Source organism: Hymenobacter sp. 5317J-9, from assembly GCF_022921075.1.
In the GTDB taxonomy this organism is placed as follows: Bacteria; Bacteroidota; Bacteroidia; order Cytophagales; family Hymenobacteraceae; genus Hymenobacter.
This window is the reverse complement of the sequence record NZ_CP095050.1, coordinates 2,202,392-2,227,835: the sequence shown is the minus strand read 5'-3', so window position 1 is coordinate 2,227,835 and position 25,444 is coordinate 2,202,392. Positions and strand designations below refer to the sequence as shown.

19 protein-coding genes and 1 riboswitch are annotated in these 25,444 nt (G+C 62.6%); of the genes, 9 read left to right on the top strand and 10 right to left on the bottom strand.

The window, feature by feature from the left end:
• Positions 1-111 precede the first annotated feature (111 nt).
• The 4 genes from MUN81_RS09245 to MUN81_RS09230 all read left to right on the top strand — a co-directional run bounded on the left by MUN81_RS09245 (position 112) and on the right by MUN81_RS09230 (position 5,020).
• Positions 112-1,470, top strand: coding sequence for a M20/M25/M40 family metallo-hydrolase (locus MUN81_RS09245; RefSeq protein ID WP_245117014.1), 1,359 nt, complete (start codon positions 112-114; stop codon positions 1,468-1,470).
• A 79-nt stretch (positions 1,471-1,549) separates the two neighbouring features.
• Entirely contained in the window at positions 1,550-2,245 is a 696-nt protein-coding gene (locus MUN81_RS09240; RefSeq protein ID WP_245117013.1) for a hypothetical protein, read from the top strand.
• 116 nt (positions 2,246-2,361) lie between these two features.
• Positions 2,362-3,123: a slipin family protein gene (locus MUN81_RS09235; protein ID WP_245117012.1), complete on the top strand. Its 762-nt coding sequence runs from the start codon at positions 2,362-2,364 to the stop codon at positions 3,121-3,123.
• Positions 3,124-3,295: 172 nt separating this feature from the next.
• Complete coding sequence (locus tag MUN81_RS09230) at positions 3,296-5,020, top strand: T9SS type A sorting domain-containing protein (RefSeq protein WP_245117011.1); 1,725 nt, start codon at positions 3,296-3,298, stop codon at positions 5,018-5,020.
• Positions 5,021-5,089: 69 nt separating this feature from the next.
• Here the strand turns inward: MUN81_RS09230 and MUN81_RS09225 are convergent, their stop codons facing one another.
• Positions 5,090-5,947, bottom strand: a complete 858-nt coding sequence (locus MUN81_RS09225) for a DUF2911 domain-containing protein (RefSeq protein ID WP_245117010.1) — start codon at positions 5,945-5,947, stop codon at positions 5,090-5,092.
• 158 nt (positions 5,948-6,105) lie between these two features.
• Here MUN81_RS09225 and MUN81_RS09220 point away from each other — a divergent pair, with 158 nt between their 5' ends.
• The 3 genes from MUN81_RS09220 to MUN81_RS09210 all read left to right on the top strand — a co-directional run bounded on the left by MUN81_RS09220 (position 6,106) and on the right by MUN81_RS09210 (position 8,918).
• On the top strand, positions 6,106-7,590 hold the full coding sequence (locus MUN81_RS09220) for an SDR family oxidoreductase (RefSeq protein WP_245117009.1): 1,485 nt from the start codon (positions 6,106-6,108) through the stop codon (positions 7,588-7,590).
• A 104-nt stretch (positions 7,591-7,694) separates the two neighbouring features.
• Complete coding sequence (locus MUN81_RS09215; RefSeq protein WP_245117008.1) at positions 7,695-8,273, top strand: Crp/Fnr family transcriptional regulator; 579 nt, start codon at positions 7,695-7,697, stop codon at positions 8,271-8,273.
• Positions 8,274-8,357: 84 nt separating this feature from the next.
• The gene (locus tag MUN81_RS09210) at positions 8,358-8,918 is read left to right on the top strand and encodes a DinB family protein (protein ID WP_245117007.1); all 561 of its coding nucleotides are present in this window, start codon (positions 8,358-8,360) and stop codon (positions 8,916-8,918) included.
• A 29-nt stretch (positions 8,919-8,947) separates the two neighbouring features.
• Here MUN81_RS09210 and MUN81_RS09205 read toward each other — a convergent pair whose 3' ends face one another.
• The 3 genes from MUN81_RS09205 to MUN81_RS09195 form a co-directional block, all read right to left on the bottom strand.
• Complete coding sequence (locus tag MUN81_RS09205) at positions 8,948-9,415, bottom strand: GNAT family N-acetyltransferase (RefSeq protein WP_245117006.1); 468 nt, start codon at positions 9,413-9,415, stop codon at positions 8,948-8,950.
• A 69-nt stretch (positions 9,416-9,484) separates the two neighbouring features.
• Positions 9,485-12,073, bottom strand: a complete 2,589-nt coding sequence (locus MUN81_RS09200; RefSeq protein WP_245117005.1) for a type IA DNA topoisomerase — start codon at positions 12,071-12,073, stop codon at positions 9,485-9,487.
• A gap of 128 nt (positions 12,074-12,201) precedes the next feature.
• Positions 12,202-12,924, bottom strand: a complete 723-nt coding sequence (locus tag MUN81_RS09195; protein ID WP_245117004.1) for a GAF domain-containing protein — start codon at positions 12,922-12,924, stop codon at positions 12,202-12,204.
• Between the two features lie 325 nt (positions 12,925-13,249).
• Here MUN81_RS09195 and MUN81_RS09190 point away from each other — a divergent pair, with 325 nt between their 5' ends.
• A complete protein-coding gene (locus MUN81_RS09190; protein WP_245117003.1) occupies positions 13,250-13,714 on the top strand; it encodes a hypothetical protein in 465 nt (154 codons plus the stop codon).
• Here the strand turns inward: MUN81_RS09190 and MUN81_RS09185 are convergent.
• From MUN81_RS09185 to MUN81_RS09170, 4 genes are all read right to left on the bottom strand, one after another.
• The gene (locus MUN81_RS09185) at positions 13,692-15,170 is read right to left on the bottom strand and encodes an amino acid permease (RefSeq protein ID WP_245117002.1); all 1,479 of its coding nucleotides are present in this window, start codon (positions 15,168-15,170) and stop codon (positions 13,692-13,694) included. The two genes, MUN81_RS09190 and MUN81_RS09185, sit on opposite strands and share 23 nt — an antisense overlap.
• 174 nt (positions 15,171-15,344) lie before the next feature.
• The gene (locus MUN81_RS09180) at positions 15,345-16,364 is read right to left on the bottom strand and encodes an LLM class flavin-dependent oxidoreductase (protein ID WP_245117001.1); all 1,020 of its coding nucleotides are present in this window, start codon (positions 16,362-16,364) and stop codon (positions 15,345-15,347) included.
• 139 nt (positions 16,365-16,503) lie between these two features.
• Positions 16,504-17,499 (bottom strand): hypothetical protein, encoded by a 996-nt coding sequence (locus MUN81_RS09175; RefSeq protein ID WP_245117000.1) that lies wholly within the window; start codon positions 17,497-17,499, stop codon positions 16,504-16,506.
• A gap of 372 nt (positions 17,500-17,871) precedes the next feature.
• Positions 17,872-17,964: riboswitch (SAM riboswitch) on the bottom strand.
• Between the two features lie 103 nt (positions 17,965-18,067).
• Positions 18,068-20,047 (bottom strand): TonB-dependent receptor, encoded by a 1,980-nt coding sequence (locus MUN81_RS09170; RefSeq protein ID WP_245116999.1) that lies wholly within the window; start codon positions 20,045-20,047, stop codon positions 18,068-18,070.
• 204 nt (positions 20,048-20,251) lie between these two features.
• On the opposite strand from MUN81_RS09170, the gene MUN81_RS09165 reads away from it, so the two are divergent.
• Positions 20,252-22,729 carry a M1 family aminopeptidase gene (locus tag MUN81_RS09165; protein ID WP_245116998.1) on the top strand — a complete coding sequence of 826 codons (2,478 nt, stop codon included), beginning with the start codon at positions 20,252-20,254 and terminating at the stop codon, positions 22,727-22,729.
• Between the two features lie 86 nt (positions 22,730-22,815).
• On the opposite strand, the gene MUN81_RS09160 is transcribed toward MUN81_RS09165, so the two are convergent.
• Together MUN81_RS09160 and MUN81_RS09155 are read right to left on the bottom strand one after the other, a co-directional pair.
• On the bottom strand, positions 22,816-23,559 hold the full coding sequence (locus MUN81_RS09160; RefSeq protein ID WP_245116997.1) for a carbonic anhydrase: 744 nt from the start codon (positions 23,557-23,559) through the stop codon (positions 22,816-22,818).
• Positions 23,560-23,780: 221 nt separating this feature from the next.
• Positions 23,781-25,427, bottom strand: a complete 1,647-nt coding sequence (locus MUN81_RS09155) for a SulP family inorganic anion transporter (protein ID WP_245116996.1) — start codon at positions 25,425-25,427, stop codon at positions 23,781-23,783.
• Between the last annotated feature and the right edge of the window lie 17 nt (positions 25,428-25,444).

The following is a 25,444-nucleotide window of genomic DNA, read 5'->3' as shown; positions in this document are numbered from 1 at the left end:
ATCTCTACCGCGCAAGTAACTTGATTACTGCGGCACGCGAGATGCTTCGACTTCGCTCAGCATGACGTTCTTTTTTGTTTTTCTTCCTATGTCCCACCCTACCTTCCCCGCATGAAACTCGCCTCGCTCCTCCTGCTCGCGCCCTTCGCGGCCCTGGCCCAAACCAAGCCCGCTTCGCTCCTGCCCCCGGCCGACCCCAAAATCCAAAAGCTGGTGGATGAAATCTCGGCCAAGAACCTGGAGGCCGACATTCGCAAGCTGGTTTCGTTCGGCACGCGGCACACGCTGAGCGACACGCAAAGCCCCACGCGTGGCATTGGCGCGGCCCGCAACTGGGTGCGCGACGAGTTCCTGAAATACAGCAAAGCCGGTGGCGGTCGCATGACCGTGGAGATGGACACTTTCACGGTGAAGCCCGACGGCCGCCGCATCAACAAACCCGTGCTGATGGCCAACGTGCTGGCCACCCTGCCCGGCACCGACCCCGCCGACACCCGCGTGATTCTGGTGAGCGGCCACATCGACTCGCGCGTGAGTGACGTGATGAACGCCACCGCCGACGCGCCCGGCGCCAACGACGACGGCTCGGGCACCGTGCTGGTGATGGAGCTGGCCCGCGTGCTGGCCGGCCAGAAATTCCCCTGCACCCTCAAATTCGTGGCCGTGCAGGGCGAAGAGCAGGGCCTCTACGGCTCCGGCCACCTGGCCGAGCGCGCCAAAAAGGAAGGCTGGAACCTGATTGCCATGCTCAACAACGACATCGTGGGCAACTCGCACGGCTTCGACCCCGAAATCAGCGACGCCACGCAGGTGCGGGTGTTCAGCGAAGGTGTGCCGGCCAACGAAACGCCCGAGCAGGCCCGCATCCGCCGCCAGCTCAGCTCCGAAAACGACGCGCCCAGCCGCCAGCTGGCCCGCTACATTCAGCGCACGGCCCAGCTCTACGGCCGCGGCCACAAAGTGGCCCTGGAGTACCGCCCCGACCGTTTCCTGCGCGGCGGCGACCACACGCCCTTCAACCAGCAGGGCTTTGCCGCCGTCCGCTTCACCGAGATGAACGAGGACTTCACCCACCAGCACCAGGACCTGCGCACCGAAAAGGGCCGCGCCTACGGCGACACCCCCGAGGGCGTGGACTACGCCTACCTGCGCCGCAACGCCAGCATCAACCTCGCCACCATGGCGGCGCTGGCGCTGGCCCCCGCCGCCCCGGCCAAGGTCGAAGTACTCACCGCCAACCTCACCAACCGCACCGAGCTGCGCTGGCAGGCGCCGGCGGCCGGCCCCAAGCCCAGCGGCTACGTGGTGCTGGTGCGCGAAACCAGCGCTCCGCAGTGGCAGCAGCGCTTCCCGGTGAGCGACACCACGGCCGACTTGCCCATCAGCAAGGACAATTTCATTTTCGGCGTGGCCTCGGTTGATGCCGCCGGGCACGAGAGCGTGGCCGTGCTGCCGGTGGTGGGGCGGTAAGACCGACTCTTGTTAGCGAAGGCACTACTTTTTCAACGATGTTGTAACACAACAACGCACGTTTCAACAAAGCTTGGCTATGAATAAAACTCGTTCTTACCTCTGCCGCTTAGCCATTCTCTTATCGGTTTCGGCCTGCAACTTCGATAATGGCCCAATTTTTACCATAGTCGAGGGAACGGTAAAAAACAGATACACCGGCCAAGCAATGGGAATGGTTCGCGTTTCCGTGCGCCGCTACCTGTACGGGGCATTTGGCGCCACCCGCTCCGATTCGGTGACATCGGTACTTACCGATGCGGCGGGCCACTATAGACTCACGTTTGAACCCTCCGATAAAGGAGAATATTTAGCATTAGTAAAAAGCACTGAGAACCTGTATTGCCTGAACACTCCTCCAGGGTCCGATGGCCTAGAAGCCCGTCGGGGCGTCGTTAATCAGCTGAATTTCGAGGTTACGCCTTACAAAACGGTTACAATAAACGCCAATTCAAGGAAAGACGGCAAAACCGATATTGAATTTTTCTTCATTGTCTGGGACCAAAAAGGCAATGATTTCAGGGGTTCTTTTTTTAGCGACTCTGTCAAAACACGGCAGCAGGTTGCATTTACCAGAACCGTTAAGTTGTTGCCAAACCGGTATTACCGTTTCGTCAAACTAACGGCTAACCGCGTGCGGCTAAATTCAGGCAACGTGGAATTCCGTGATGAAACCTGGCACGATATGTATCGGACTGTGCTTTACAACGATACGACAGTTATCAATTTTCAATAAGTTTTAAAGAGGCAAGATGAACGGACGGGCCGACTTCAACCCTGATGATGACAGGATAAACTTGTAATTCCTAATAACGTTTTGCGATAGATGCATGGCACTAACCTTACATCATCATGTCTCCGCTCATCATCGTTCTCATCGTTGTCGCCGTTCTCCTCTCCGGCCTGCGCATTGCGCAGGAATACGAGCGGGCCATTGTGTTTCGGCTGGGCCGGTTTGTGGGCACGCGCGGCCCGGGGCTGTACTGGATAATTCCGATTCTGGAACGCCAGCAAACCATTGATATCCGCACCAAAACGGTGGATTTGGAGCAGCAGGAAACCATCACCAAGGACAGCGTGACCATCAAGGTGAACGCCGTGCTGTGGTTTCGGGTGGTGAACCCGGCCGATGCCATCATTAAAGTGGCCAACTTCAACCAGGCGGTTTACCAATTGTCGGTCACGGCGCTGCGCAACATCATCGGCCAGCACCAGCTGGACGAGGTGCTGCGCGAGCGCCAGCAAATCAACTCCGCGCTGCTGCAGATTGTGGACGCCGCCACCGAAAACTGGGGCGTGAGCGTGGAAATGGTCGAAATAAAAGACGTGGAAATTCCGGAGTCCATGCAGCGGGCCATGGCGCGCGAGGCCGAGGCCATTCGCGAGAAGCGCGCCCGCATCATCAAGGCCGAGGCCGAGCTGGAAGCGAGCATCAAGCTCACGCAGGGCGCCAAGCAAATGGAGGAAAGCCCCATTGCCCTGGAGCTGCGCCGCATGCAGATGCTCTCCGAAATCGGCATCGACAACAACACCACGACGGTGGTGCTCATCCCTTCCGAGTTCACGAACGCCGCCAAAAGCTTCACCCAAATGGTGACGCAGGAGAAGCCGTAAACGTCGTTGTCATCAGCCGGAAGCCGCGCCGCATTCAGTTGCGGCGCGGCTTTTTTGTGGGTCTCAGAAAAGCCGCGTTTCAGGTTCGGGACACCCGTATTGGCAAAGCCGTTATTTTCAGCAATATTGACCTATTCAAGTTTTATTTTGACTCTATCCAACCCTCTTTTCTATGAAACGACTTGTACTCCCGTATCTGGTTCTTGCGCTCGGTGCCCTGCCGGCGCGGGCGCAATGGAACCCCAACCCCGCGCAAAACCTGGCCGTGCGCGACGTAGCGGGCACTGGCGAGGTCACTCCCCGCATCTCGCCGGCCCCGAACGGCGGCACCTGGGTGTCGTGGTTCGAGACCGTGGCCACCACCAACTACCAGATGCGCCTGCAGCTGCTCGACGTGAACGGGCGGCCCCAGCTGGGCACGGCCGGCCTGCTGGTGAGCAACCAGCCCCAGGGCACCGCCCTTTACCGCTACGACCTCAAAACCGATAACGCGGGCAACGCCATCCTGGCGTTTCAGGACACGCGCACGGGCGCCAACCAGTGCGTGGCCTACAAGATTTCGCCCACCGGGCAGCAGCTCTGGGGCGCCAACGGCATTGCGCTGCTTGATGCCGACGCCACCTCCGGGTTGTCGCCCAGCATCGGGGTCACGTTCGGCAACAACGTGGTTATTGGGTGGAATTCCAGCGGCACAGCCAATGCGGCGCACGCCAGCAAATGGGTGTCGTTTCAGAAGCTTTCGCCCACGGGCACGGCCCTGGGCGGCGTGCAGCGCGTGCAAGACCCCGTGAAGCGCTACAGCCGCCCCGGCTTCGTGGCCATGACCACCAACGCCTTCGGGGCCGACGACGTGGTGATGCAGTACGTGGAAGAAACCGGCAGTGGGCTGGGCGTGTCCACGGTCTTCGCCCAGCGGTTTAGTACCACGGGCGCGCCGGTGTGGGCCGCGCCGGTACGCGTGAGCGACAAAACCATCGGCTTCGCGGCCTTCCCTGAGCTGGTGCCCGACGGCAGCGGCGGCTTCTACGTGCTGCTGGGCTCGGGCAACCCGGCCAGCGCCACGCTGGGCGACATGTACGCCCAGCGCATCCTGGCCGACGGCAGCCAGCCTTGGGGCCCCACCGGCACCGAACTACTGACGGGCACGGCCACGGCCCGCATCGGCGGCTCGCTGCAATACGTGGCGGCCCGCAACGAGGTATGGGCCGTGGTGAACGAGCTCAATACGACGCAAAGCAACTCCGGCTTCACGGTGCAGCGCCTCAACCCGGCCACGGGCGCCGCCCAGCTGGGGCCTAACGGCGTGCCCGTACTGAGCGTGAGCGCCAGCTACTACTCGGCCCAAAGCCTGCGCGACACCGGCACCGGCCTCATCATCACCTACTCCGAAAACACCAGCGCCACCACCCGCGCTCTGTGGGCCACCAAGGTGAATTACTTGGGGCAATCGGCTTTTCCCACGGGCAGCGGCAACGTTGCGCTCAGCAGCGTGGCCAGCCCCAAGCTGAATTACTCGACCCTGCCCTTCGCCAACGGCCAGCTGGTGAACGTGTGGGCCGACCAGCGCACCGACGACGGTATTTATGCCCAAACCATTAGCGACAACGGCACGCTGGGCGTGCTGGGCACCCGCGCCAGCCAGCCGGCCGCCCGGCCGCTGGCTCTCAGCCCCAACCCGGCCGAAGCGCCCGTGCTGCACCTCCCGCTGAGTAAGGCACAGCTCTTGACCGTGCAGGTGCGCGACCTGACCGGCCGCTTGGTGCTGGAACTGACCACGAACGCGCCCGCCGGCGAGGCAACGCTGTCCCTGGAAGCCCCGCAGCTGGCGGCTGGAGTCTACCTCGTTGAAACCACCGTGGCGGGCCAGCCCTGGCGAGGCCGCTGGGTGAAACCCTGACGCCCGGCCGGGAAACGCACAAAAAAGCCCCGCCAAAAGATTGACGGGGCTTTTTGCGGTTGGCATAAGCTATTTCTTCGCTCCCGCGGCGGCTAGCACCTCTTGGTTCAGGCGCGTGTATTCGGCTTTAGAGACTTCGTTTTTGTCGGATTTGACCAGCTCCAACGACTTATTGGCGGCTTCGATGGCTTCTTTGCTTTTGCCCTGCTTCTGCAGCAGTTTGGCTTTCCAGTAGTAGCCGTAGTAGCTGGGGCTGGCCTTGATGGCCTCATCGACCCAGCCGATGGCGGGCGTGAGGTCTTTGCCGGTGTTGTAGTAATACTGGGCGGCGGTGATGTAGGGCTTCTTTTCACCCTTCATGGCCTGCTCAATCTGGGCCATCACCATGCGGTCGGGGTCGGCGGTGAGGGGCAAGGCCACTTGGGTGCGGTCCCAGCTCACCACGAGGTCGGCGGCGTTGGGGCGAAGGTTTTCAACCGATAATGACATGGTTTCGACGGGCGCGGCTAGCTTGGTGGGCTTGGCTTTCACGCGCAGCACGTCGAGGGCCGGCTTGTACTCATAGCTGCCCCACTGGGCCGTGTCGCGGTTCAGGATGAAGGTCCATTCCTTGGCGTCGGGGATGGTGAGCAGGGCGTAGGCGCCGGCGGGCACCGCTTGCCCGTTGATTTTCACTTCCTCGCCAAAGCGCAATTTGGTGATGGTGTTGGCCCCCGTGCGCCACACCGTGCCGAAGGGCACGAGGCTGCCAAAGGCCGTGCGCCCCCGCAGCGACGGCCGCGAGTACGTGAGGTCGATGTAGGAAGTAGAAAAGTTTTGGTGAATGCGCGTGGTGGGGCTCAGGGGCGGCGCCGTGAGCTTGGTCTGGGCCTGGGCGGCCGTGGCCAGCAGCAAAGCCGTGGCAAGGAATGAGGCGAAGTGTTTCATGCGCGCAAAGATGCCGATTAAGTGCTGAGGATGCAGGGGTTGCTCCTGTTGCCGCCGGGGGGCCGAACAAGCTGGCCTTTCTGCCGTTCAGCTAAAAGAACGGTTGGTTGGGCCGACGCCCCCGCTTGCTGCATCTCACTCCGCTTGCCCTTCGCCTTATGAAAATCCTGCTCACCGGCGCCACCGGCTACATTGGCCAGCGCCTGCTGCCGCTGCTGGCCACCGCGGGCCACGACGTGGTATGCCTGGTGCGCGACGCCCGGCGCTTTTCGCTGCCCGAAAATATGCCCGAGGCCCTGCAGGCCCGCGTGAGCGTGGCCCAGGGCGACCTGCTGAAACCCGACACCCTGGCCGACGTGCCCACCGACATCGACGCCGCTTACTACCTGGTGCACTCCATGAGCGGCGGCAGCGAGAACTTCTTTCAACTGGAGCAGCAGTCGGCCCACCATTTCACGCAGTACCTCAATACCACCGCCGCCCGGCAGGTCATTTACCTTTCGGGCATTACCAACGACCACGGCCTGAGCGTACACTTGCGCTCGCGCTTTGCGGTGGAGAAGGTGCTGGCCAAGGCCGAGAAAGCCCAACTCACCGTGCTGCGCGCCAGCATCATCATCGGCTCGGGCTCGGCGTCGTTCGAAATCATTCGGGACTTGGTGGAAAAGCTGCCCGTGATGGTGACGCCGCGCTGGCTGAACTCGCGCTGCCAGCCCATCGGCATTCGCGACGTCATGTTTTACCTCACGGCCGTGCTCGACAACCCGGCCTGCTTGGGCCAAGCCTTCGACATTGGCGGGCCCGACGTGCTGACGTACCGCGAGATGCTGCTGGGCCTGGCCGCTGAGCGCGGCTACCGGCGCTGGATAGTGACCGTGCCCGTGCTCACGCCGCGGCTTTCCTCGTGGTGGCTGTACCTGGTCACGAGCACCACGTTTTCATTGGCCCAAAGCCTAGTCGAAAGCCTCAAAAACGACACCGTGTGCGACCTCACCTGGAGCATTGCGGCCGTGATTCCGCACGAGTGCATGAGCTACCGGGCCGCCCTGGCCCTGGCGTTTCAGCGCATCGAGCAGAACGAAGTGGTGAGCTCCTGGAGCGACGCCATCAGCTCAGGCACCATGCGCCAGAACTACATGGACGCCATTCAAATCCCCAAGAACGGCATGTTTTTCGACCGCCAGTTTATGCCTTTCACCCGGCCGGTGGCGGAGGTGCTCGACAACATCTGGCGCATTGGCGGCGACCGGGGCTGGTACAAAACCGACTGGCTCTGGCAGATTCGGGGGCTGATGGACAAGGCCGTGGGTGGCCCGGGCCTGCGCCGCGGCCGCCGCTCGCCCTCGCGCCTGCGGGCCGGCGACCCGCTCGACTTCTGGCGCGTGCTGGTGGCCGACAAGGCCGGCCGCCGCCTGTTGCTCTACGCCGAGATGAAGCTGCCCGGCGAGGCCTGGCTGCAGTTCCGCATCGTGGACCAAGAAGACGGCACTAACGCCCTGGAGCAGCTGGCCGCCTACCGGCCGCGCGGCCTGGCCGGGCGCCTGTACTGGTATTCGGTGCTGCCTTTCCACGGCATCATTTTCAAAGGCATGGTGAAGAATATTGTGCGGTACAGGGCAAACGCCCCAATGAGCACCAAATAGCAGGGCGCTTACCGCACAAGGCAGCCGCAGGCTACGGTAGCACAGCCGGGGCGAGGATGGGCGCCGGCATTATTATGTCACAGCGCATTAGAACTTTGCGTCGTATGCCTGTTCCTACTGCTCATTCCCTGCTTACGGCTCTGCTGAGCCAGATTCCTAGTTTAACCACTGAAGAAGTGGCCAATTTCGCCAGGCGCTGGGACCAGCCAATTTTATTGCGGCGTGGTGATTTTTTGGTGCAGCCCGGCCAAACAGAGCAGCGGCTGTGCTTTGTGCGGCACGGACTGCTGCGCATTTACTTCCCCACCGCGCCCGGCGAGGAAACCTGCGTGGGATTTGGCCACGCCAACTCACTGCTGTGCTCATTTCCATCGTTTGCCACCGGAGCCGCATCCGAATACGCTATACAGGCACTGCGGCAAAGCGAACTGCTTGCCATTGGGCGAACAGACTTTATGGACTTCCTGGAACAAAGCCCTGCCCTAGCCCGGTTCTGGCGGTTGGAGCTTGAAAAGGCACTGGTTGGCCGCATGGAGCACGAAATTGACCTGCTGCTGCCCGAGCCGGCGCAACGGCTGGCCCGCCTGCGACGGCGGAGCCCCCATATTTTTCAACTCGTCCCGCGCAAATACCTCGCTTCCTATCTGCGCATGACGCCCGAGACCCTGAGCCGGCTGCGGTAAATCTTGACGGCAATCAAGGTTTGGCAGTGATTGATGGGCAGAACTTTGCACCACTCAATCACCTTTTTCTGCACTCCACCCCTGATGAAACCTGCCCCTTTCCTCGCTGCTCTCGAAGCCGCTGTGACCGAAATGCGCAATACGGTCCAGACCGAATTCGCCCCGCTCGATGCCGTGCTGCTCAACCAGCGGGTAGCTCCTTCCAGTTGGAGCATGCTCGAATGCGTGGAGCACCTGAACCGGTACAGCCGCTACTACAATGCCGCTTTTGCGAAGGCCTTGGCCCAGCCCGGTGCCGCGTCAACTACCGAAGTGAGATACTCGTGGCTGGGTCGCAAATCGGTGGAAATGATGCGGCCCACCAACGGCAAAAAAAGCAGCACCCTTACGCGCCTGAACCCGTTGGGGAGCCAGTTGGGCAACGAAGTACTCACCGAATTCGACCAACACCAGGCTCGCCTCCTGGCCCTGCTAGGCCAAGCCGCCAAAGCCGACCTTAACCGACGGGTGGTGCCCGTTGAGTTTTTTCGGCTGTTGAAGCTGCGTTTGGGCGAAGCCTTGGAGTTTGTGGTAGTTCATCAGCAGCGGCACGTGCAACAGGCACAACGCGTGCAGGCTGCGCTACGCACCGAGCTAGCCACTTGAGGTAAGCGCCTTCGACAACTCTACGGGAATCAGGCCGGGAGCAGCATATGCACATTGTCGAGGCCAGGTCCCCAACCGCCGACCTCTACAGCTAAGGTGCGGAAGCCCAACTTTTCATAGAATTCCGCTGTGTGCTGCGAGGTATTGATTTCAATGGCCCGGCCCGGAAATGCTTGCCGGCAGGCAGCAATGCGAAACTGCGTGAATGCGCGGCCCACCCCCTGCCCGTGCAGGCTTCGGTCTACCATACCCCAGGTAAGCACGGCGTGGGGATTATTCAGGGCGTAGCCGCCGGCCGCTGCCAGCTGGCCTGCCAGCGCAGTTCCTGCCCGCCACTCGGCCACGAAATACGCCCCTGGCTCTTGCCGCAAGAAGTTGCAAAGGTCAGAGGCTTCCGAGTCGAGAAAATACGGAGCAATGTTGCTGCGGAATAGCGCCATCACGGCAGCCTCATCGGCAGCGCGGTACCAGCGAAAAACGAAATCTGAAGATGTCATCAGGCAAATGGGCTCCATTCAAGGGCCGCCACCAGACCAATATAGCAGACCGGGTTCTCGCATCGAGGACTACCCAAACACCGGCACCACGCGCCCGTCTTCCACTTTCAGCGCGGCGTCGTATTTCTTGCCGGTTTTGCTGGAAATAAAACCTTTGATGACGCTGGTTTCGCCCTTGCGCAGCAGCTGCTTGAGCTGGGTTTCGGTGAGCTGCTTGCCGCCCCACTCGAAGGCCACCCGGAACTGACAGTCTTCGCGGAATCGCGAGCAGCCGTAGGCCGCCTTGCCCTTGAGCATGGTGCCGAGCTTGCACACCGGGCACGGAATCAGACCTGAATCGGGCGCGGCGCCGGGCTTGGCTTCGGCCACTTGCAGCAGCATGGGCTGGAAGCTGGTATCGAGCCCGATAGCAGCATCGAACTTCTGGCCCTCGGCCCCCACAAAGCCTTTCATCACCGGCGTGCGGCCTTTGGCCAGCAGGGCTTTCACCTGCGGGTCGCTGAGCTTTTTGCCGTGCACTTCGGTGGGCAGCCGGAAGGTGCAGCCTTCGCGGAAGCGCACGCAGCCGAAAGCCGTTTTGCCGCGCACCACGTGGCCGGTTTTGCAGGCCGGGCAGTAGCCCAGGCCGTTGGCGCCGGGCAGCGTGGCCGGGCCGCCGGCCTTGGTGGGGCGGCTGCCGGTCATGCCGGCGGGCACTTTGCTGCTGGCAGCCGCGCCGCCGTTCTGGGCGGCCTGCACCGCCAGCTCGGCGCTGCCCGAGGTCACCATGCGGCCGCGGCCGTCGTTTTTCACTTCGGCCACCATCTCCTTCACCAGCCCCGACAATTCGCCCAAAAAGCCTTCCGACGACAGCTCACCGCGCTCAATCTGGCGCAGCTTGTGCTCCCACTGGCCCGTGAGCTCCGCCGATTTTAGGGTCGGGTTGCGGATGAGGCCGATGAGCTCCACCCCGGTGGGCGTGGGTACGATGCGCTTCTTTTCGCGCCGGATGTAGTTGCGCTTGAACAGCGTTTCGATGATGGCAGCGCGGGTGCTGGGGCGGCCGATGCCGTTTTCCTTCATGGCCTGGCGCAGCTCCTCGTCGTCGATGTTGCGGCCCGCCGTTTCCATGCCGCGCAGCAGCGTGGCCTCGGTGTAGTCTTTGGGCGGCTGGGTCATTTTGCTGTCGAGGCGCGGCTCGTGCGGGCCGCTTTCGCCCTTCACGAAGTTGGGCAACACCGTGGAGACGGCGTCATCGTCGGCTTCGGCAGCCGCGCCGGCGGCCCCAGGCGCGGGGGCCGGTTTAGGAGCGGCCTGTTGGGTTGGGTCGCCGTACACCACGCGCCAGCCGGGGTTCAGAATCTGGCGACCGCGCACGCGGAAGGGGCGCTCAGCGGCTTCGGCCAGCACGGTGGTGTTGCTCACCTCGCAGTCGGGGTAAAAGGCGGCAATAAAGCGGCGCGTGATGATGTCGTAGACGCTGGTTTCCATGCCGCCGCCGGGGCCGGCCGCGCCCGTCGGAATGATGGCGTGGTGGTCCGTCACCTTGTTGTTGTTGAAGACTTTGGGCGTTTTCGGAATCTTGGCGGCCAGCAGCGGGGCCGTCAGCGCCTCGTAGCCCGAAATGCCGCGCAGGATGCCGGGAATTTTCGGGTACTGGTCGTCGGGCAGGAAGGTGGTATCGACGCGCGGGTAGCTCACAGCCTTCTTCTCGTACAGGGCCTGCACAATTTTCAGCGTGTCCTCGGCCGAAAGGCCCAGCTGGTTGTTGCACTGCACCTGCAGCGAGGTCAGGTCGAAGAGGCGCGGCGGGGATTCGCGGCCTTTCTTAATCTCCACATCGGTCACGCGCAGCGGGGCGGGGCGCACGGCTTCGAGGGCTTCGCGGGCTTCTTCTTCGGTCACGAAGTAACCCAGGGCGCGCAGGCGGCTCTTGGTATCGGGCGCGGCGTCGGCGTCCTTGGCTTTGTCGGGCGCGGCCATGTGGCTGAAGAGGGTGCCTCGGTATTCGGTCTTCAGCACCCAATACGGCTCCGGCTTGAAGTTCTGGATTTCGTGCCAGCGCTCCACCAGCAGGGCCAACGTGGGCGTTTGCACGCGCCCGATGCTCAGCAGCTGCTTGTCCTGGTAGGTGGTGTATTTGAGGGTAAAGAGGCGCGTGGCGTTCAGGCCCAGCAGCCAGTCGCCCACGGCGCGGCTCTTGCCGGCCTGGTAGAGGCTGTCGAACTCCTTAGCCTCGCGCAGGTTCGCAAAGCCCTGCCGGATGGCCTCCTCGGTCAGTGACGAAATCCAGAGGCGCTTCACGGGCTTGCGGCACTTGGCCTCCATCAGCACCCAGCGCTGAATCACCTCCCCTTCCTGCCCGGCGTCGCCGCAGTTAATGACTTCGGTGGCCCCGTCCACCAGCTTCTTGATGGTATTGAACTGGCTGACCACGCCCGCGTCGCGCCGCATGAGCTTGATGCCGAACTGGTCCGGAATCATGGGCAGGTTGTGCAGGCTCCAACGCTTCCACTCGGGCTGGTAGTCGTCGGGCTCTTTCAGCTGGCAGAAGTGGCCGAAGGTCCACGTCACCTGGTAGCCGTTGCCTTCCAGGTAGCCGTCCATGCGGCGGGTGGCGCCCAGCACGTTGGCAATCTCACGGGCGACGCTGGGCTTTTCGGCAATGCAAACTATCACGGAATTCGGGTTGATTGGAGGGCTGCGCCGAAGGGTTGACGGCGTCCGGAATCAACAAAAATACACCGCAAAAAGGTCGTTTTGCCACCGCGGTGGCGTCGGTGGTCGGCCGGGCCCGGGCGCCGCCCCTACTGCCTTGGCACGGCCTGCAGCTCGCGGAACAAGGTCCGGGCCAGGTAGCGGGCTTCTTCTAGGCGCGAGTCGTTGTAGCGACGGGCTTCCTCGGTGTCGGCCGACGCTTCCCACTGGCGCAGCTCGGCCAGGGTGTTGAGGCGGGTGAGCGACTCCTGCAGCGGCCCGTCGATGCGGGCGCGCAGCGCCGGCACCAGCGCGGGGTCGGCGGCCTGCGCGGCTTGCAGACTCAGCAGCTCCTGGGCCACCAGCGAGAGTTCTTTGAGTAGTTCCTGCTCCACCGCGGAAAGCTCACGGGGCCGCCGGTCGATGACGCATAGAGTACCCACGGCCAGGCCGTCGGGCGCGCGCAACGCCTGCCCGGCGTAGAAGCCCAGCTGCAGCTGCTGCACCACGTAAGGGTTGACCAAGTTGCAGGGCTCGGCGGCGATGTCGCGAAATTCGGTGATGTCGTCGTTGAGAATGGCCACGGAGCACATGCTGTCCTCGCGGTCCACCACCAGCGCTTCGGGCAGGCCCGCGTTGCCGATAAAAACCACGTCGGCGGCGCGCACGAGGCTCACCAACGCAATGGGCATGTCGAAAAGCTTGGCCACGACGCCCACAAAATCGTTGAACAGCGCCTGCCCCGGCGTTCCCAGCACGTGGTAGGGCTGCAGAGCGGCCAGCCGCTGGTGCTCGTAAGAAGGAATCAGGCCAGGAAAAATGGAGCTTTCCATCTATTTCAAATTAGGGTGAAATGCCGTCGGAAAGGCCCACGACATCGCAAAACCGAGGCGGGACGGCAAAAATAATTCCGAACCGTTGAGGCGTGGTCTTCATCTACGGGTAGTTTATGCCAATGGCACCTTTTGCTGGCTCAATGGCTCATCCCAGACCGGTCAACAGGCACGGCGCGCAGGTGAATGGCCCCGCTAACGGCGGCGCTTGGCGGCCAGCGGCCCAAACGGGCCGCTGGCAACCCACCGGCCCAGGCTCCGTAATTTCGGGCGCTGCCCGCCCCTTCGGCGTGCCCCCGCAGCTTCCTTTCCCACTCCTCCGCCCATGGCCCGAACCGTTGTAGGCTTATTCCGCTCCGCTACCGAAGCGCAGCACGCCGTCGAACAATTACTGACAGCTGGTTTTCAGCGCGCTGCTCTGGACCTGGCCACGCAGGACACGCTGCGGGCCGCGCACCTGACGCCCGAAGCCGACCCGCCCACCGAACCCCTGGGCACGGGTTTTATCCGCTTCTTTACCGACCTGTTTGCCGGCAACGAAAACGCCGATGCCCAGGCCCACATCAGCGCCGCCCGCGCCGACAGCGCCGTGGTGACCGTGAGCGCCGCCACCGAAGAGGAGGCAAACCGCGCCCGCCACGTCTTAGACGCGCACGGCGCCGTTGATGTGTACAAGCAAGCGGTGGCCGCGCCAGCGGGCGACGCCGACGATATAGTGGACCTAGAAGGCAGCCTCAGCCGCGTGCGCGACGATGCCGAACTGGATGCTAACGGCCTGACGACGCACTAGCCGGCATTGGCGCGTCGCCCTGTGCCAGGCGAAGCTTGCTGTGCTTCTTGCCGTAGCCGAAGTAGATGAGCATGCCCAGCGCCAGCCACACAATGAGGCGCAGCCACGTTTCCCAGGGCAGCGAGGCCATCATCACGAGACACACCACAATGCCCAGAATGGGCACCAGCGGCACCCATGGCGTGCGGAAGGAGCGCGGCGCGTCGGGGTTGGTGCGGCGCATAATCATTACCCCGAGGCAAACCATCACGAAGGCCAGCAGCGTGCCGATGCTCGTCATCTCGCCCACCACCGAGATGGGCACGAAGCCCGCAAACAGCGCGATGAAGGTGCCCAGCAGCAGCGTTGACTGCGCAGGCGTGTTGAACGTGGGGTGCAGGCGCGAGAACACCGGCGGCAGCAGCCCGTCCTTCGACATCGAGAAGAACACCCGCGACTGCCCCAGCAAATCGACCAGAATCACGGAGGTGTAGCCCACCAGAATGGCCAGAATCACAGCCGACGACAGCCAGGCGTACGGCGTTTTTTCGATGGCAATGGCCACGGGCGCAGCGCTGTTTTTGAACTCGGTGTAGTTGGCCAGGCCCGTGAGTACGTGGCCGAACAGCACGAACAGCACCGTGCACACCGCCAGCGAGCCGAGGATGCCGATGGGCATGTTGCGCTGCGGGTTCTTGGTTTCCTGGGCCATGGTGGCCACAATGTCGAACCCGATGAACACGAAGAAGATGACGCCCGCCCCGCGCAGAATGCCGCTCAGGCCGAACTCGCCAAACGTGCCGGTATTGGCGGGAATGTAGGGTTGGTAATTGGCCGGGTCGATGTATTGCCAGCCTAGCGCAATGAACACCAGCACCACGGCCACCTTCAGGGCCACCACCAGGGCGTTGAACCAGGCCGAGCCTTTGGTGCCGCGCGTGACGATGGCCGTGATGGCCAGCACAATGAGCATGGCCGGCACGTTCACGTAGCCGCTCACGGTGGAGCCATCGGCCAGCTTGGCGCTTTCAAAGGGCGACATCACCAGCCGGGCCGGAATATGCAGCCCGTACTTTCCCAGAAACTTGATGAGGTACTGCGACCAGCTGATGGCCACCGTGGCCGCCCCCACCGAGTATTCGAGCACCAAATCCCAGCCAATAATCCAGGCAAACAGCTCGCCCATGGTAGCGTACGAATACGTGTAGGCGCTGCCCGAAACGGGCACCAGCGCCGCAAATTCGGCATAGCACAGCGCCGAGAAGGCGCAGCCCACGGCGGCCACCACGAAGGAGAGCGTCACGGCTGGCCCGGCGTTGTTGGCCGCGGCAATGCCCGTGAGCGAAAACAGACCGGCTCCGATAATTACGCCGATGCCGATGGCAATGAGGCTGATGCCGTTGAGGCTGCGTTTAAGAGTGTTAGCTCCCGTTTCGGCCGCTTCAGCCCGCAGCAGCTCGAGTGATTTTTTTAACATGTAGTTGTTGAAATGCGCTGGTAAGGGCGCATAGAAAAAAGAACGTGCTGAGCGAAGTCGAAGCATCTCATGTGTGGCAGTAAACCAATCAATTGAATTACTTCTGCACGCGAGATGCTTCGACTTCGCTCAGCATGACGGCCTGTTGAAATGCATTGCGGTCAATAGCCAGTGCTACGCCAATACTTGAATAACCGACTCTGAAAACCGCTCCATCTCCTCCAGCTGCGGGCTGGCCTGTAACAGGAAGAAATCGACTCCCACCTGCTCGAAGGCACCAATGCGGTCCTGCAGCTGAGCAGACGTGCCGGTGAGGCCGGTGCGCAGGCCGCGGTTCGATACCGAGTAGTCGTGCAGCGACACCTGCTGCTCCAGCTGCGTGCCGGCCAGCCACTGCTGGTAATTGCCGTAGCCCGAGGCCGAGGCCTGCACGTTGGTAATGCGGTCCAGCTCCTTCTTCACGTCCTGCTCGTTTTCGCGCACAATGGCGTAGCCGGCCACGCCGAATTTCATGGGCGGCAGGCCTTTCTGTTCGCGGCGGCGGCGCATGTCGGCAATGCGGGCCCCGATTTGCTCCGGCGAGTCGCCGTGCATCACGTAGCCGTCGCACTGGCTCGAAATGAGGTCCTTAGCCGCTTCCGACTCGCCGCCGGCGTACAGGAACGGGGCTTTGGCGGGCTTGGGTTGCAGGATGTTGTCGGCCACCTGGTAATACTTGCCCTGGTAGCTGAAATGGTCCTGCTGCCACAGGTTGGTCACCACGTCGAGCCACTCCTTGGTGCGGGCGTACCGGTCGTCGTGCTGCTCGAAGTGCAGGCCGTACTTGGTGGCCTCATCGCGCCACCAACTCGACACCACATTGAGCGACAGGCGGCCCGGCGCAATCAGGTCGATGTTGGCGGCCTGCTTGGCCAGCAGCGCGGGGTTGTGAAAGGTGGGGCGCACGGCCACCATTATTTCCAGCTGCTCGGTTACGGCAGCCAGGGCCGAGGCTGTGCTCCACGCTTCCAGCGACGGCGCTTCGGTGCCCTTGATGTCATTGAGGTACAACTCGGCAATCAGCGTCAGGTCGTAGCCCCAGGCTTCACTTCGCTGCGCCAGCTGCTTCACGTAGCTCCAGTCGGTGGGCATCTGCTCGTCTTCGACGTTGCGCAGCCAGCCCCCGAAAACGGGCATCCAATATCCAAATTTCATTGTATAAAACGTTAATGGACTGTCGTGTCGAACGCAGTCGAAACACCCCTACCTGGTGAGTATCGACTTCGCTGCAACGAAGCGGTAGAGATGCTTCGACTGCGCTCAGCATGACGTTCTTGAGTTTCTGATTAACAGCTTAAGCGGTGGCCAGCTCGGCCCGTGCAGTGGTGGCCACGGCTGCGGGCAACTGCGCTTCCAGATAGTCCACGAAGCGGGCATAGGGGTCGAAACCCACCACGTTCACGGCGTCGGCTACGAAGTTGGACAGGGCGTTGATGTCGTAGAACAGCACGTCGCCGGTGCGGTCGTCAATCAGGTATTCGATGCCGCCCACGTCAATTTTGGCAGCGGCCACGATGCGCTCCACGGCCGCAATCACCTCCGCCGGCGGTGTGAAGGCTTCCACCTGAATGCCTTTCTTAGGCGCTTCGGTCAAGCAGAACTCGGCCGACTGCTCTTCCGGAATCTGGCAGATTTCGGCCGGGCACAGGTTGAAGCTTTCGCCGGTGGTGTACACCTTCATGGCGTAGAGAAACTTGCCGTCCAGCGTTTCGACGCGGTGGATGTTGCCGCCGCGGGGCGTCACGTACTCCTGCACCAGCGCGGTCTGGTCGATGCCGAGGTCAATCTGGTTGTTGTCGACGGCGGCCTGCAGGCCTTCAGGCGTATCGAAGCGGATGATGCCCGCGCCGCTGCCGCCGATGTTCACCTTCACCACGATGGGGAAACGCAGTTCCTTGGCCGCATCAATGGCCCGCGAAGCATGGTTAATCACAAACGACTTCGGGTACTTCAGCCCCAGCGACTCAAACAGTGACAATTGCCGGGCCTTGTTCGTCTCGATGGCCGTGGCCGCCGAGCCGTTGATGATGCGCGTGCCAATACGCTCCAGGTGCGTTGCGTAGCCCGCTGTATGAAAAATGCCCTGCCCGTGCCCGCGCAGGTAAGCCGACGAGCTCATACGGTTGACCACCAGGCTGTAGCGGCTTTCCTTTTCGGCGGGGTCGTAGAGGTGGTGGGCAGCGTCAATTTTCTCGTAGGGCAGCCCGCGGCGGTCCAGCTCGGCAAAGAGCGGCTTGAACCATTCGGGGTGTTCGAAGTAGATACCAATGGGCTTTTGAACAGCAGACATATCTGAAAATAAATGAGTTGAAGCGTAGATGAGTTGAAGCGTAGGCAAGCGAGCATGCTGCCCAAGGCAGGTGGAGAACTGGCAAAGCCCGAAATGAGACGATAAAGTGGCCACACAGCGCCTAGTGCTGTGCCAGGACCGAAAAAGACCGGAAACCGATGAATACACGCCCGCCGACGCCGCACACGGCGGCCCGGCGAAGCCAACTTGCTCCGGACTCGGCTTAGCTACCCGCGATGAAAAAGATGGAGCGGGTTAGGCCAGACAACAACAGCAACAACACGCCATGCCGGCGCAACGCATGGCAGCGGCGCGGGCACGAAAAGCAGCAAGAAAAGCGGGTTGGTTATTGGAGGCTTCCACGGCAACTTGTTTTTATATGGTCAGGAATTGGCACCTTGCCTGCGGTTGCAAGCGGTTGCCGGCGCGTCGTAGAGCCTGTCTCTCAGCGCCTCTGTATAAAAACAATCCTTCAGGGAGAAAGAATTGATACGGCAAAGATACAGCGAAAGCCCCCGACTTGTTCAAAATCGGGGGCTTTCGCTTTTTTTGAGCTGGCAGATGCGCGCTATTTGCGCAGGGCCAGCCGCACGCCGGCCATCAGCCAGCGGCCGGGCATTTGGGCGCCCAGCAGGTCTGAATACTGTGCGTTGAACAGGTTCTGGGCCTGTCCCACCACCCACACCCGGTCGGGCAGCAGCGCCACGTCCAGGCGCCCGTTGACGACCACGTAGCTGGGCGTCAGCTCCGCGTCGTTGACGGTGGCGCTGGGGGTGGTGCGCTGGCCGGCGCGCTGCTTATAGACTCCCCCCACGCCCACGCTAAAACGCCGGTGCGTCAGGCTCACGTTGCCGGTAATGAGCTGTTTAGCCACGTTGCTGAGGTACTGCGACACCACGTCGCCGGCCACGTCGAGGTGGGTATAGGTGTAGCCCAGGCTGCCGTCAAGGCGCAGCTGGGGCGTGAGCTGGGCGCGGGTGGTGGCTTCCAGCTCCAGGCCCCGGGTGGTCACGGCAAACAGGTTTTCGGCCAGCCGATAGGTAGCGGCGGGGTTCAGGTTGGTGAGGCCTGTCGTCTCAATTACCTGGCTGCCCGACTGGCCCACGTAGTCAATCAGGTTGCGGCCGTAGCGGTTGAAATAGGTGGCGCGCAGCGTCAGGGCCGACAAGGGCTGGAAATCGAGGCCACCCTCGTAGCTCCAGGTGCGCTCGGCGCTCAGGTTGGGGTTGCCGATATTGAAGCCGCTGGGCACCGTGCCGGGCCGAATGGACGAGTAATACTGCTCCGTAAAATTGGCCGCCCGAATGGCGCGGCCCACGGCGCCGCGCACCGTCAGCTTCTCGCTCACCTGCTGGCTGGCGGTGAGTTGGGGCACCACCTCGGTGCCGTAGGCCTGGTCGTGGTCGAGGCGCAGGGCGGCCGTGAGGCTCAGGCGATTGGTGGGCGTGAGGCCGGCCACGGCGAATGCGCCTTGGTGCCACACGGCGTGGCGGCCCTGGTCGTTGCTGCGCACGGCGCGGCGGTCGGCCTGGCCGCCCAGCGTCAGACGCACTTTATCTGAGAGCGTGAGCTGGTGCTGGCCCTGCACGTTGAGGTAGTGCATGAGGTGGCTGCTGGCCACCGAAACGGGCGTGTACTGGTAGTAATCGGTGCTGGCGGTGCTCACCAGCTGCAGCTCGGTGCGGGCGCGGGCGTTCCAGTCGTAGCGCAATTGGCCCTGATACCAATCGCGCGAAGTGATTTCGCGGGCGCGGTCGCCGGCCGCAGTGGTATAGAAGTTCTGGGCGTTGTAGTCGCGCCGGTCGAAGCTGGCGCGGGCGGCGGCGCTCAGCTTTTCGCTAATCTGGTAAGCCCCCGACAGGGAGTAGGTATTGAGCCTAAAATCGTTGCGGCCGCCGCCGGGCAGATTGAGTTGCTGGCCGCTGGCCGTGTTGTTGAGAATGCCACCGGCCAGGCGCAGGCCTTTCTCCTGCCCGTAGAAGCCGGCGTTGGTGCTTTTCAAATCGTACTCGCCGGCTAGGAAAGTGCCGCCCAGCTCCATGGCATCGGGGCGGTGGGTGGCGGCGAAGGTCTTGGTCACGATGTTGACGAAGCCGCCCACGGCGTCGGGGCCGTAGAGCGCCGCACCGGGGCCGCGCACCACTTCAATCTGCTCAATCTCGGCCGGCGTGATGGGGAAGTAGCCCGCAAAATGGCCGGTGAGCGGGTCGTTGAGTCGCATGCCGTCCAGCAGAATCAGGACCTGGTTGAAGGTGGAGCCGCGCAGGGTGATGTCGGCCTGGGTGCCGAAGTTGCCGCGACTCTGCACCTCCAGGGCCGGCAGCAGTCGCAGCAGGTCGTCGAGCGAGGCCACGGGGTACTGGCTCAGCGTGCGGCCCGGAATTACTGACACGTAGCGGCCGGTCTGGCCCGATACCTGGTTCAGGCGCGAGCCGTACACCGTCACCTCACGCAGGCTGCGGGCGCTGTCGGCCGGAGCGGTCTGGGCGAGGGAGTTAAAGGCAAAAAAAGAGCAGAAAAGTGGCGTGGCGTAGCGAATAAGTCGCATTGAGCGGGAGGTTGATGAGGCCACAAACTTACTGTAGCGATGCCGCTGCGAACCCGCATCGTCCCGGTAGCAAGCGCCTTCGCTCTTACCACGGAGGCGCAGACTCGCAGCGTCCGCGCTACTTTCGTGGCTACGCGAAGCAACCGCCGCGCCGCGGCCTGGTCCTTCGCGCGAACTCCCACTTTCACTCACCCCTTTTTCTGAATGAAACATCTGTCCCTGCTGGGCCTGCTCGGCCTCGTAGCCACCAGCGCCGCTCACGCGCAGGCGCCCGGCGCCAAGCCGGAATCGCCCTACCGCGCCTCGGCCACCAAGATTAACGACCTGGTACACACCAAGCTCGACGTGCGCTTCGACTACGCCAAGCGCTACCTCTACGGCAAAGAGTGGGTCACGCTCAAGCCACACGCCTACCCCACCGACTCGCTGCGGCTCGATGCCAAAGGCATGGACATCAAGGCCGTGGCTCTGGTGACCGGCGGCCAGCAAACGCCGCTGAAGTACAACTACGCCGACGGCATGAACCTGCGCATCAACCTGGGGCGCATGTTCAAGCCCGGCGAGGAGTACACCATCTACCTCGACTACACCGCCAAGCCCGACGAGCTAAAAGTGCAGGGCAGCGCGGCCATCACCGATGCCAAAGGCCTGTATTTCATCAACCCCGACTCGGCCACGGCCGGCAAGCCGGTGCAAATCTGGACGCAGGGCGAGACCGAAGGCTCCTCTGCCTGGTTCCCCACCATCGACCGGCCCAACCAGAAAACCACCGAGGAAATCTCGATGACAGTGCCCGCCAAATACGTGACGCTCAGCAACGGCAAGCTGGTGAGCAGCACGCCCGCCGGCTCCGGCCTGCGCACCGACACTTGGAAAATGGACCTGCCGCATGCCCCCTACCTGTTCATGATGGCGGTGGGCGACTTCAAAAAAACCACCGACACCTGGCGCGGCAAGGAGGTGAGCTACTACCTCGAGCCCAAGTACGCGCCCTTCGCCAAGCAGATTTTCGGCAACACCACCGACATGCTGGAGTTCTACTCCAACCGCCTCGGCGTGGAGTACCCGTGGAACAAATACAGCCAGATTGTGGCCCGCGACTACGTGAGCGGCGCCATGGAAAACACCACCGCCACCCTGCACGGCGAGCAGGTGCAGATGACCGACCGCGAGCTGCTGGACCGCCAGTACTCGAGCGAATCGGTGATTGCGCACGAGCTGTTTCACCAGTGGTTTGGCGATTACGTGACGGCCGAAAGCTGGAGCAACATCACCGTGAACGAGACGATGGCCGACTTCTCGGAAGGCCTCTACGCCGAGCACAAGTACGGCCGCGACGCCGCCGACGCCCACTACTACACCTACCTGCGCCGCTACCTGAGCTCGCCGCGCGACGCCGCCAAAACGCTGGTGCGCTTCCACTACGACCAGCAGGAAGAGGTGTTCGACCTGGTGAGCTACCAGAAGGGCGGCGCCATCATGGACATGCTGCGCACCTACCTGGGCGACGACGTGTTTTTCGCCGGCCTGCAGAAATACCTCAAGGATAATGCTTTCGGCAATGGCGAAGCGCACCAGATGCGCCTGGCATTCGAGGCCGTGTCGGGCCAGGATTTGAACTGGTTCTGGAACCAGTGGTACTATTCGCCCGGCCACCCCGTCGTGACCATCGACTACGCCTGGGACGCTGGCAAAAAAGTGCAGTCCGTGACCGTGAAGCAAACCCAGCCGGGTACGCCCTTCCAGCTGCCGTTCACCATCAATTACTACGTGGGCGGCAAGGCCATGCACCAGGCGGTGACGATGACCGAAGCCACTCAGACCTTCACCATGCCCCTGTCGGCCAAGCCCGACCTGGTGAACGTGGACGCCAGCAAGAAGCTGCTCTGGAACAAAACCGACAACAAGTCGGCCGCTGAGTTTGCCTACCAGTACGGCCACGCGCCCCTGTATGTGGACCGCCGCGAGGCCGTAGCCGCTGCCGCGAAGGACCAAACCACCAACGCCGCCTCGCGCGCCGTGCTACTGGCCGCCCTCAACGACAAGTTCTACGCCATTCGCGGCGCGGCCGCGCAAGCCCTGAAAATGGACGACAAAGCCGTGGCTAAAGCCGCCGCTCCCGCCCTGCGCAAGCTGGCCGCCACCGAGAAAAACACGGTGGTGCTGGCCCAGGTGCTCAGCTCGCTGGCACAGCTCAAAGACAAGAAGGACGAGAAGCTATTCAGCCAGCAGCTTAATAGCCAGTCGTATGCCGTGCAGTCGGCCGCGCTCCGGTCGCTGGCCGCCGTGCAGCCCGCCCAGGCTTTGGCGCGCGCCAAAATGCTGGAAAAAGAAAGCAACGGCGCCCTTGCCCAGGCCGTGATGCAGGCTTATGCCCAAGGCGGCGGGGTGGCTGAGTGGGCTTACATCCGCGACAAGTTCGACGCGGCCCGCCCCAATGGTCAGTTTGGCATGATGGAATCCATCGGCACGATGGCTGGCCGTATCAACGATGCCACCGTTATTACCGAAGGCATCGCCCGCCTCAAGACCATGGGCGTGAAGTACAAGATGTACGGGGCCGACAAACCCATCATCGAGCAACTGAAAGCCATTGCCGACAAACAAGCCAAAGGCCCCAACGCTGCCCTGGCCAAAGAGCAAGTCGACAAAGCAATTGCCGAAATCGAAGCCGCCAAGTAGCCTTTGCTACTGCCTTCACGGGTACAAAAAAGCCTGCCGCAAGTTGCGGCAGGCTTTTTTGTGGGTGGCGGGTGGGCCGGGAAAATTTATTTTTTGGCAGCCGCCTTAAAGCCCGGCACCTCTTCGGCCGGGTTTTCGGTGGGCCCGTCGTAGGTGTTGGCTTGGTTGTCGGCCTTCGGAGCGGTTTCGGAGGGTGGGGCTTCGGTGGCGTAGATGTGTTCCATCTCGTTTATCACGTCATCGCCGTCCACGTTCAGGTCTTTCAGCACGCCGTCGGCGATGTCGTACACGAGGCCGTGCAGGCGGGGCGGGTTGTCGCCGCGCATAGCGTTCTGGATGATGTTGGTTTTGGCCAGGTTGCGCACCTGCTCAATCACGTTCAGCTCTACCAGACGGCGCGCCCGCTGGGTGTCATCCTTGATGCGCAAGTACTCGGCTTCGTGCGTGCGGATAACGTCACGGATATTCACCAACCAGTTGTCAATCAGCCCATACTGCTTGTTGGCCGCCGCCGCCGCCACGCCGCCGCAGCCGTAGTGGCCCACCACCAGAATGTCCTGCACGCCCAGTACTTCCACGGCGTATTGCAGCACGCTTAGCAGGTTCATGTCGGTGTGCACCACCAGGTTGGCAATGTTGCGGTGCACAAACATCTCGCCCGGGCCCGTGCCCGTGATGCCCGACGCCGGCACCCGCGAATCGGAGCAGCCGATAAACAGGTACTTGGGCGCCTGCCCGTTGGCCAGGTTTTTAAAGAAGTTGGGGTCCTTCGCGTTGCGGTCCGAAACCCATTTTTTGTTGTTTTCGAGAATTTTGCTGATTCCAGCCATAGCGTAAAAAAAGGGTAAGTTGACAATCTGCTCCAGGCGGTGGCAAAGCTATACGCGCCGCAGCCAAGTCCGGCCGTTGGTCAGGGATTGAGGAATCTGAGGATGGCACTTACGTTGGAGTTCAGATAAAACGACGTAGGGGCGGGGCTTGCCCCCGCCCTTCGTTGAACGATTACCGCCTGGCATTGGGCGGGGCAAGCCCCGCCCCTACGTCGTTCTGCCTAATGCGTGCCCAGCGCCACCTGCCGGATGCCGCGCAGCTCCAGCTCGATGCCACGGGCGGGAGCGGCCTGGCGGAAGGCTTCAATGGCTTCGAGCACGTCGTGGTCGATGACGTCGGAACGGCTGCCGTCGAGGATGACGCGGCTGTTGGTGGGCAGTTGCTCCAGCGTGGTCACAATGCTGGCTTTGTTGAGGAAGGACACGTGCTCGGGCAAGCGCAGGTGAAGCAGGGCCTCGGGCGTTTCGGCGTCGTCGGCGTCCACTTCCTCGCGACGCAGGTAGGAGCCGGCCTTGGCGTTGTCGCGCAGAATGAAGAAGAAGCCCAGCGCCAACCCGATGCTCACGCCCTTCAGCAAATCGGTGAACAGCACCGCCACGATGGTGATGATGAAGGGAACGAACTGCTCACGCCCCAGCTTCCACTGCTTGCGGTAGAGAGCCGGCGGCGTCAGCTTGTAGCCCACCAGCAGCAGCACCGCCGCCAGGGCCGACAGCGGAATCAAATTCAGCACGGCGCCCAGAAACAGCAGGCTCGTGAGCAGCAGCAGGCCATGGATAAAGGCCGACAGCTTGGTTTGGGCCCCGGCCGCAATGTTGGCCGACGAGCGCACGATAACCGCCGTGAGCGGCAAGCCGCCCAGCAGGCCGCTCACCAGGTTGCCCGCGCCCTGCGCCAGCAGCTCGCGGTTGGTGGGGGTGTGGCGTTTCTGGGGGTCGAGGTTGTCGACGGCCTCCACGCTGAGCAGCGTTTCGAGCGAGGCCACCACGGCAATGGTGAAGGCCACGCCGTAGGTGGCCGGCTTGCGCAGGGCGCTGAAATCCGGGAAAGTCATTTCGCCGGCCAGCTGGCCCAGCGACGACAGCACCGGCAGCTTCACCAGGTGCTCGGGCAGCACCTGCACATTGGGGGCAAACTTTTTCAGCAGGCCGTTGATGGCGACCGACGCCAGCACCGCAATCAGGGCACCCGGCACCAGGCGCGACCAAGGCTGCCGCTTCACCGGCTCCGTGTTCCAGAGCAGTAGAATCAGCAGCGACACCACGCCCACCAGCACCGAGCCGGGGCTCAGCGCCCGCATGGCCGCGCCAATGGCCGAGAAGGTGTTCAGGCCGTTGAACTGCAGAAAATTCATGTCCTCAAAATAGTCGGCATCGGCGCCAAAGAAGTGCGGCAGCTGCTTCAGAATGAGGATAATGCCAATGGCCGCCAGCATGCCGCGGATAACGGCCGCCGGGAAGTAGAGCGCGATGATGCCCGCCCGGGCCAGCCCCAACCCAATCTGAATGACGCCGGCCACGGCCGTAGCCGCCAGCACCGCCGGCCACGAGCCCAGCGTGGCAATGGCCGAGAGCACCACCACCGTGAGGCCGGCCGCCGGCCCGCTCACGCTCACCGCCGAACCGCTGAGCAAACTCACCAGCACGCCGCCCACAATGCCTGCAATCACGCCCGCCAGCAGCGGTGCACCCGAGGCCAGCGAAATGCCCAGACACAGCGGCAACGCCACCAGAAACACCACCAAGCCAGCCGGTGCATCCTGTCCTATTGTGCCGAAAAGGCCCTTGGAAGGCAGAGGCGCGCCCACCGGACTCGGGGCAACGATGGGGGAACCCGTGCGCGATGGCGACGAAACAACCTGTGACATAAGCGAATGACCTGAAC

Bases quoted from the DNA above. Each gene is read 5' to 3' on its own strand.
- MUN81_RS09245 (WP_245117014.1), top strand. From the start codon at position 112: ATGAAACTCGCCTCGCTCCTCCTGCTCGCGCCCTTCGCGGCCCTGGCC.
- MUN81_RS09240 (WP_245117013.1), top strand. From the start codon at position 1,550: ATGAATAAAACTCGTTCTTACCTCTGCCGCTTAGCCATTCTCTTATCG.
- MUN81_RS09235 (WP_245117012.1), top strand. From the start codon at position 2,362: ATGTCTCCGCTCATCATCGTTCTCATCGTTGTCGCCGTTCTCCTCTCC.
- MUN81_RS09230 (WP_245117011.1), top strand. From the start codon at position 3,296: ATGAAACGACTTGTACTCCCGTATCTGGTTCTTGCGCTCGGTGCCCTG.
- MUN81_RS09225 (WP_245117010.1), bottom strand. From the start codon at position 5,947: ATGAAACACTTCGCCTCATTCCTTGCCACGGCTTTGCTGCTGGCCACG.
- MUN81_RS09220 (WP_245117009.1), top strand. From the start codon at position 6,106: ATGAAAATCCTGCTCACCGGCGCCACCGGCTACATTGGCCAGCGCCTG.
- MUN81_RS09215 (WP_245117008.1), top strand. From the start codon at position 7,695: ATGCCTGTTCCTACTGCTCATTCCCTGCTTACGGCTCTGCTGAGCCAG.
- MUN81_RS09210 (WP_245117007.1), top strand. From the start codon at position 8,358: ATGAAACCTGCCCCTTTCCTCGCTGCTCTCGAAGCCGCTGTGACCGAA.
- MUN81_RS09205 (WP_245117006.1), bottom strand. From the start codon at position 9,415: ATGACATCTTCAGATTTCGTTTTTCGCTGGTACCGCGCTGCCGATGAG.
- MUN81_RS09195 (WP_245117004.1), bottom strand. From the start codon at position 12,924: ATGGAAAGCTCCATTTTTCCTGGCCTGATTCCTTCTTACGAGCACCAG.
- MUN81_RS09190 (WP_245117003.1), top strand. From the start codon at position 13,250: ATGGCCCGAACCGTTGTAGGCTTATTCCGCTCCGCTACCGAAGCGCAG.
- MUN81_RS09185 (WP_245117002.1), bottom strand. From the start codon at position 15,170: ATGTTAAAAAAATCACTCGAGCTGCTGCGGGCTGAAGCGGCCGAAACG.
- MUN81_RS09180 (WP_245117001.1), bottom strand. From the start codon at position 16,364: ATGAAATTTGGATATTGGATGCCCGTTTTCGGGGGCTGGCTGCGCAAC.
- MUN81_RS09175 (WP_245117000.1), bottom strand. From the start codon at position 17,499: ATGTCTGCTGTTCAAAAGCCCATTGGTATCTACTTCGAACACCCCGAA.
- MUN81_RS09170 (WP_245116999.1), bottom strand. From the start codon at position 20,047: ATGCGACTTATTCGCTACGCCACGCCACTTTTCTGCTCTTTTTTTGCC.
- MUN81_RS09165 (WP_245116998.1), top strand. From the start codon at position 20,252: ATGAAACATCTGTCCCTGCTGGGCCTGCTCGGCCTCGTAGCCACCAGC.
- MUN81_RS09160 (WP_245116997.1), bottom strand. From the start codon at position 23,559: ATGGCTGGAATCAGCAAAATTCTCGAAAACAACAAAAAATGGGTTTCG.
- MUN81_RS09155 (WP_245116996.1), bottom strand. From the start codon at position 25,427: ATGTCACAGGTTGTTTCGTCGCCATCGCGCACGGGTTCCCCCATCGTT.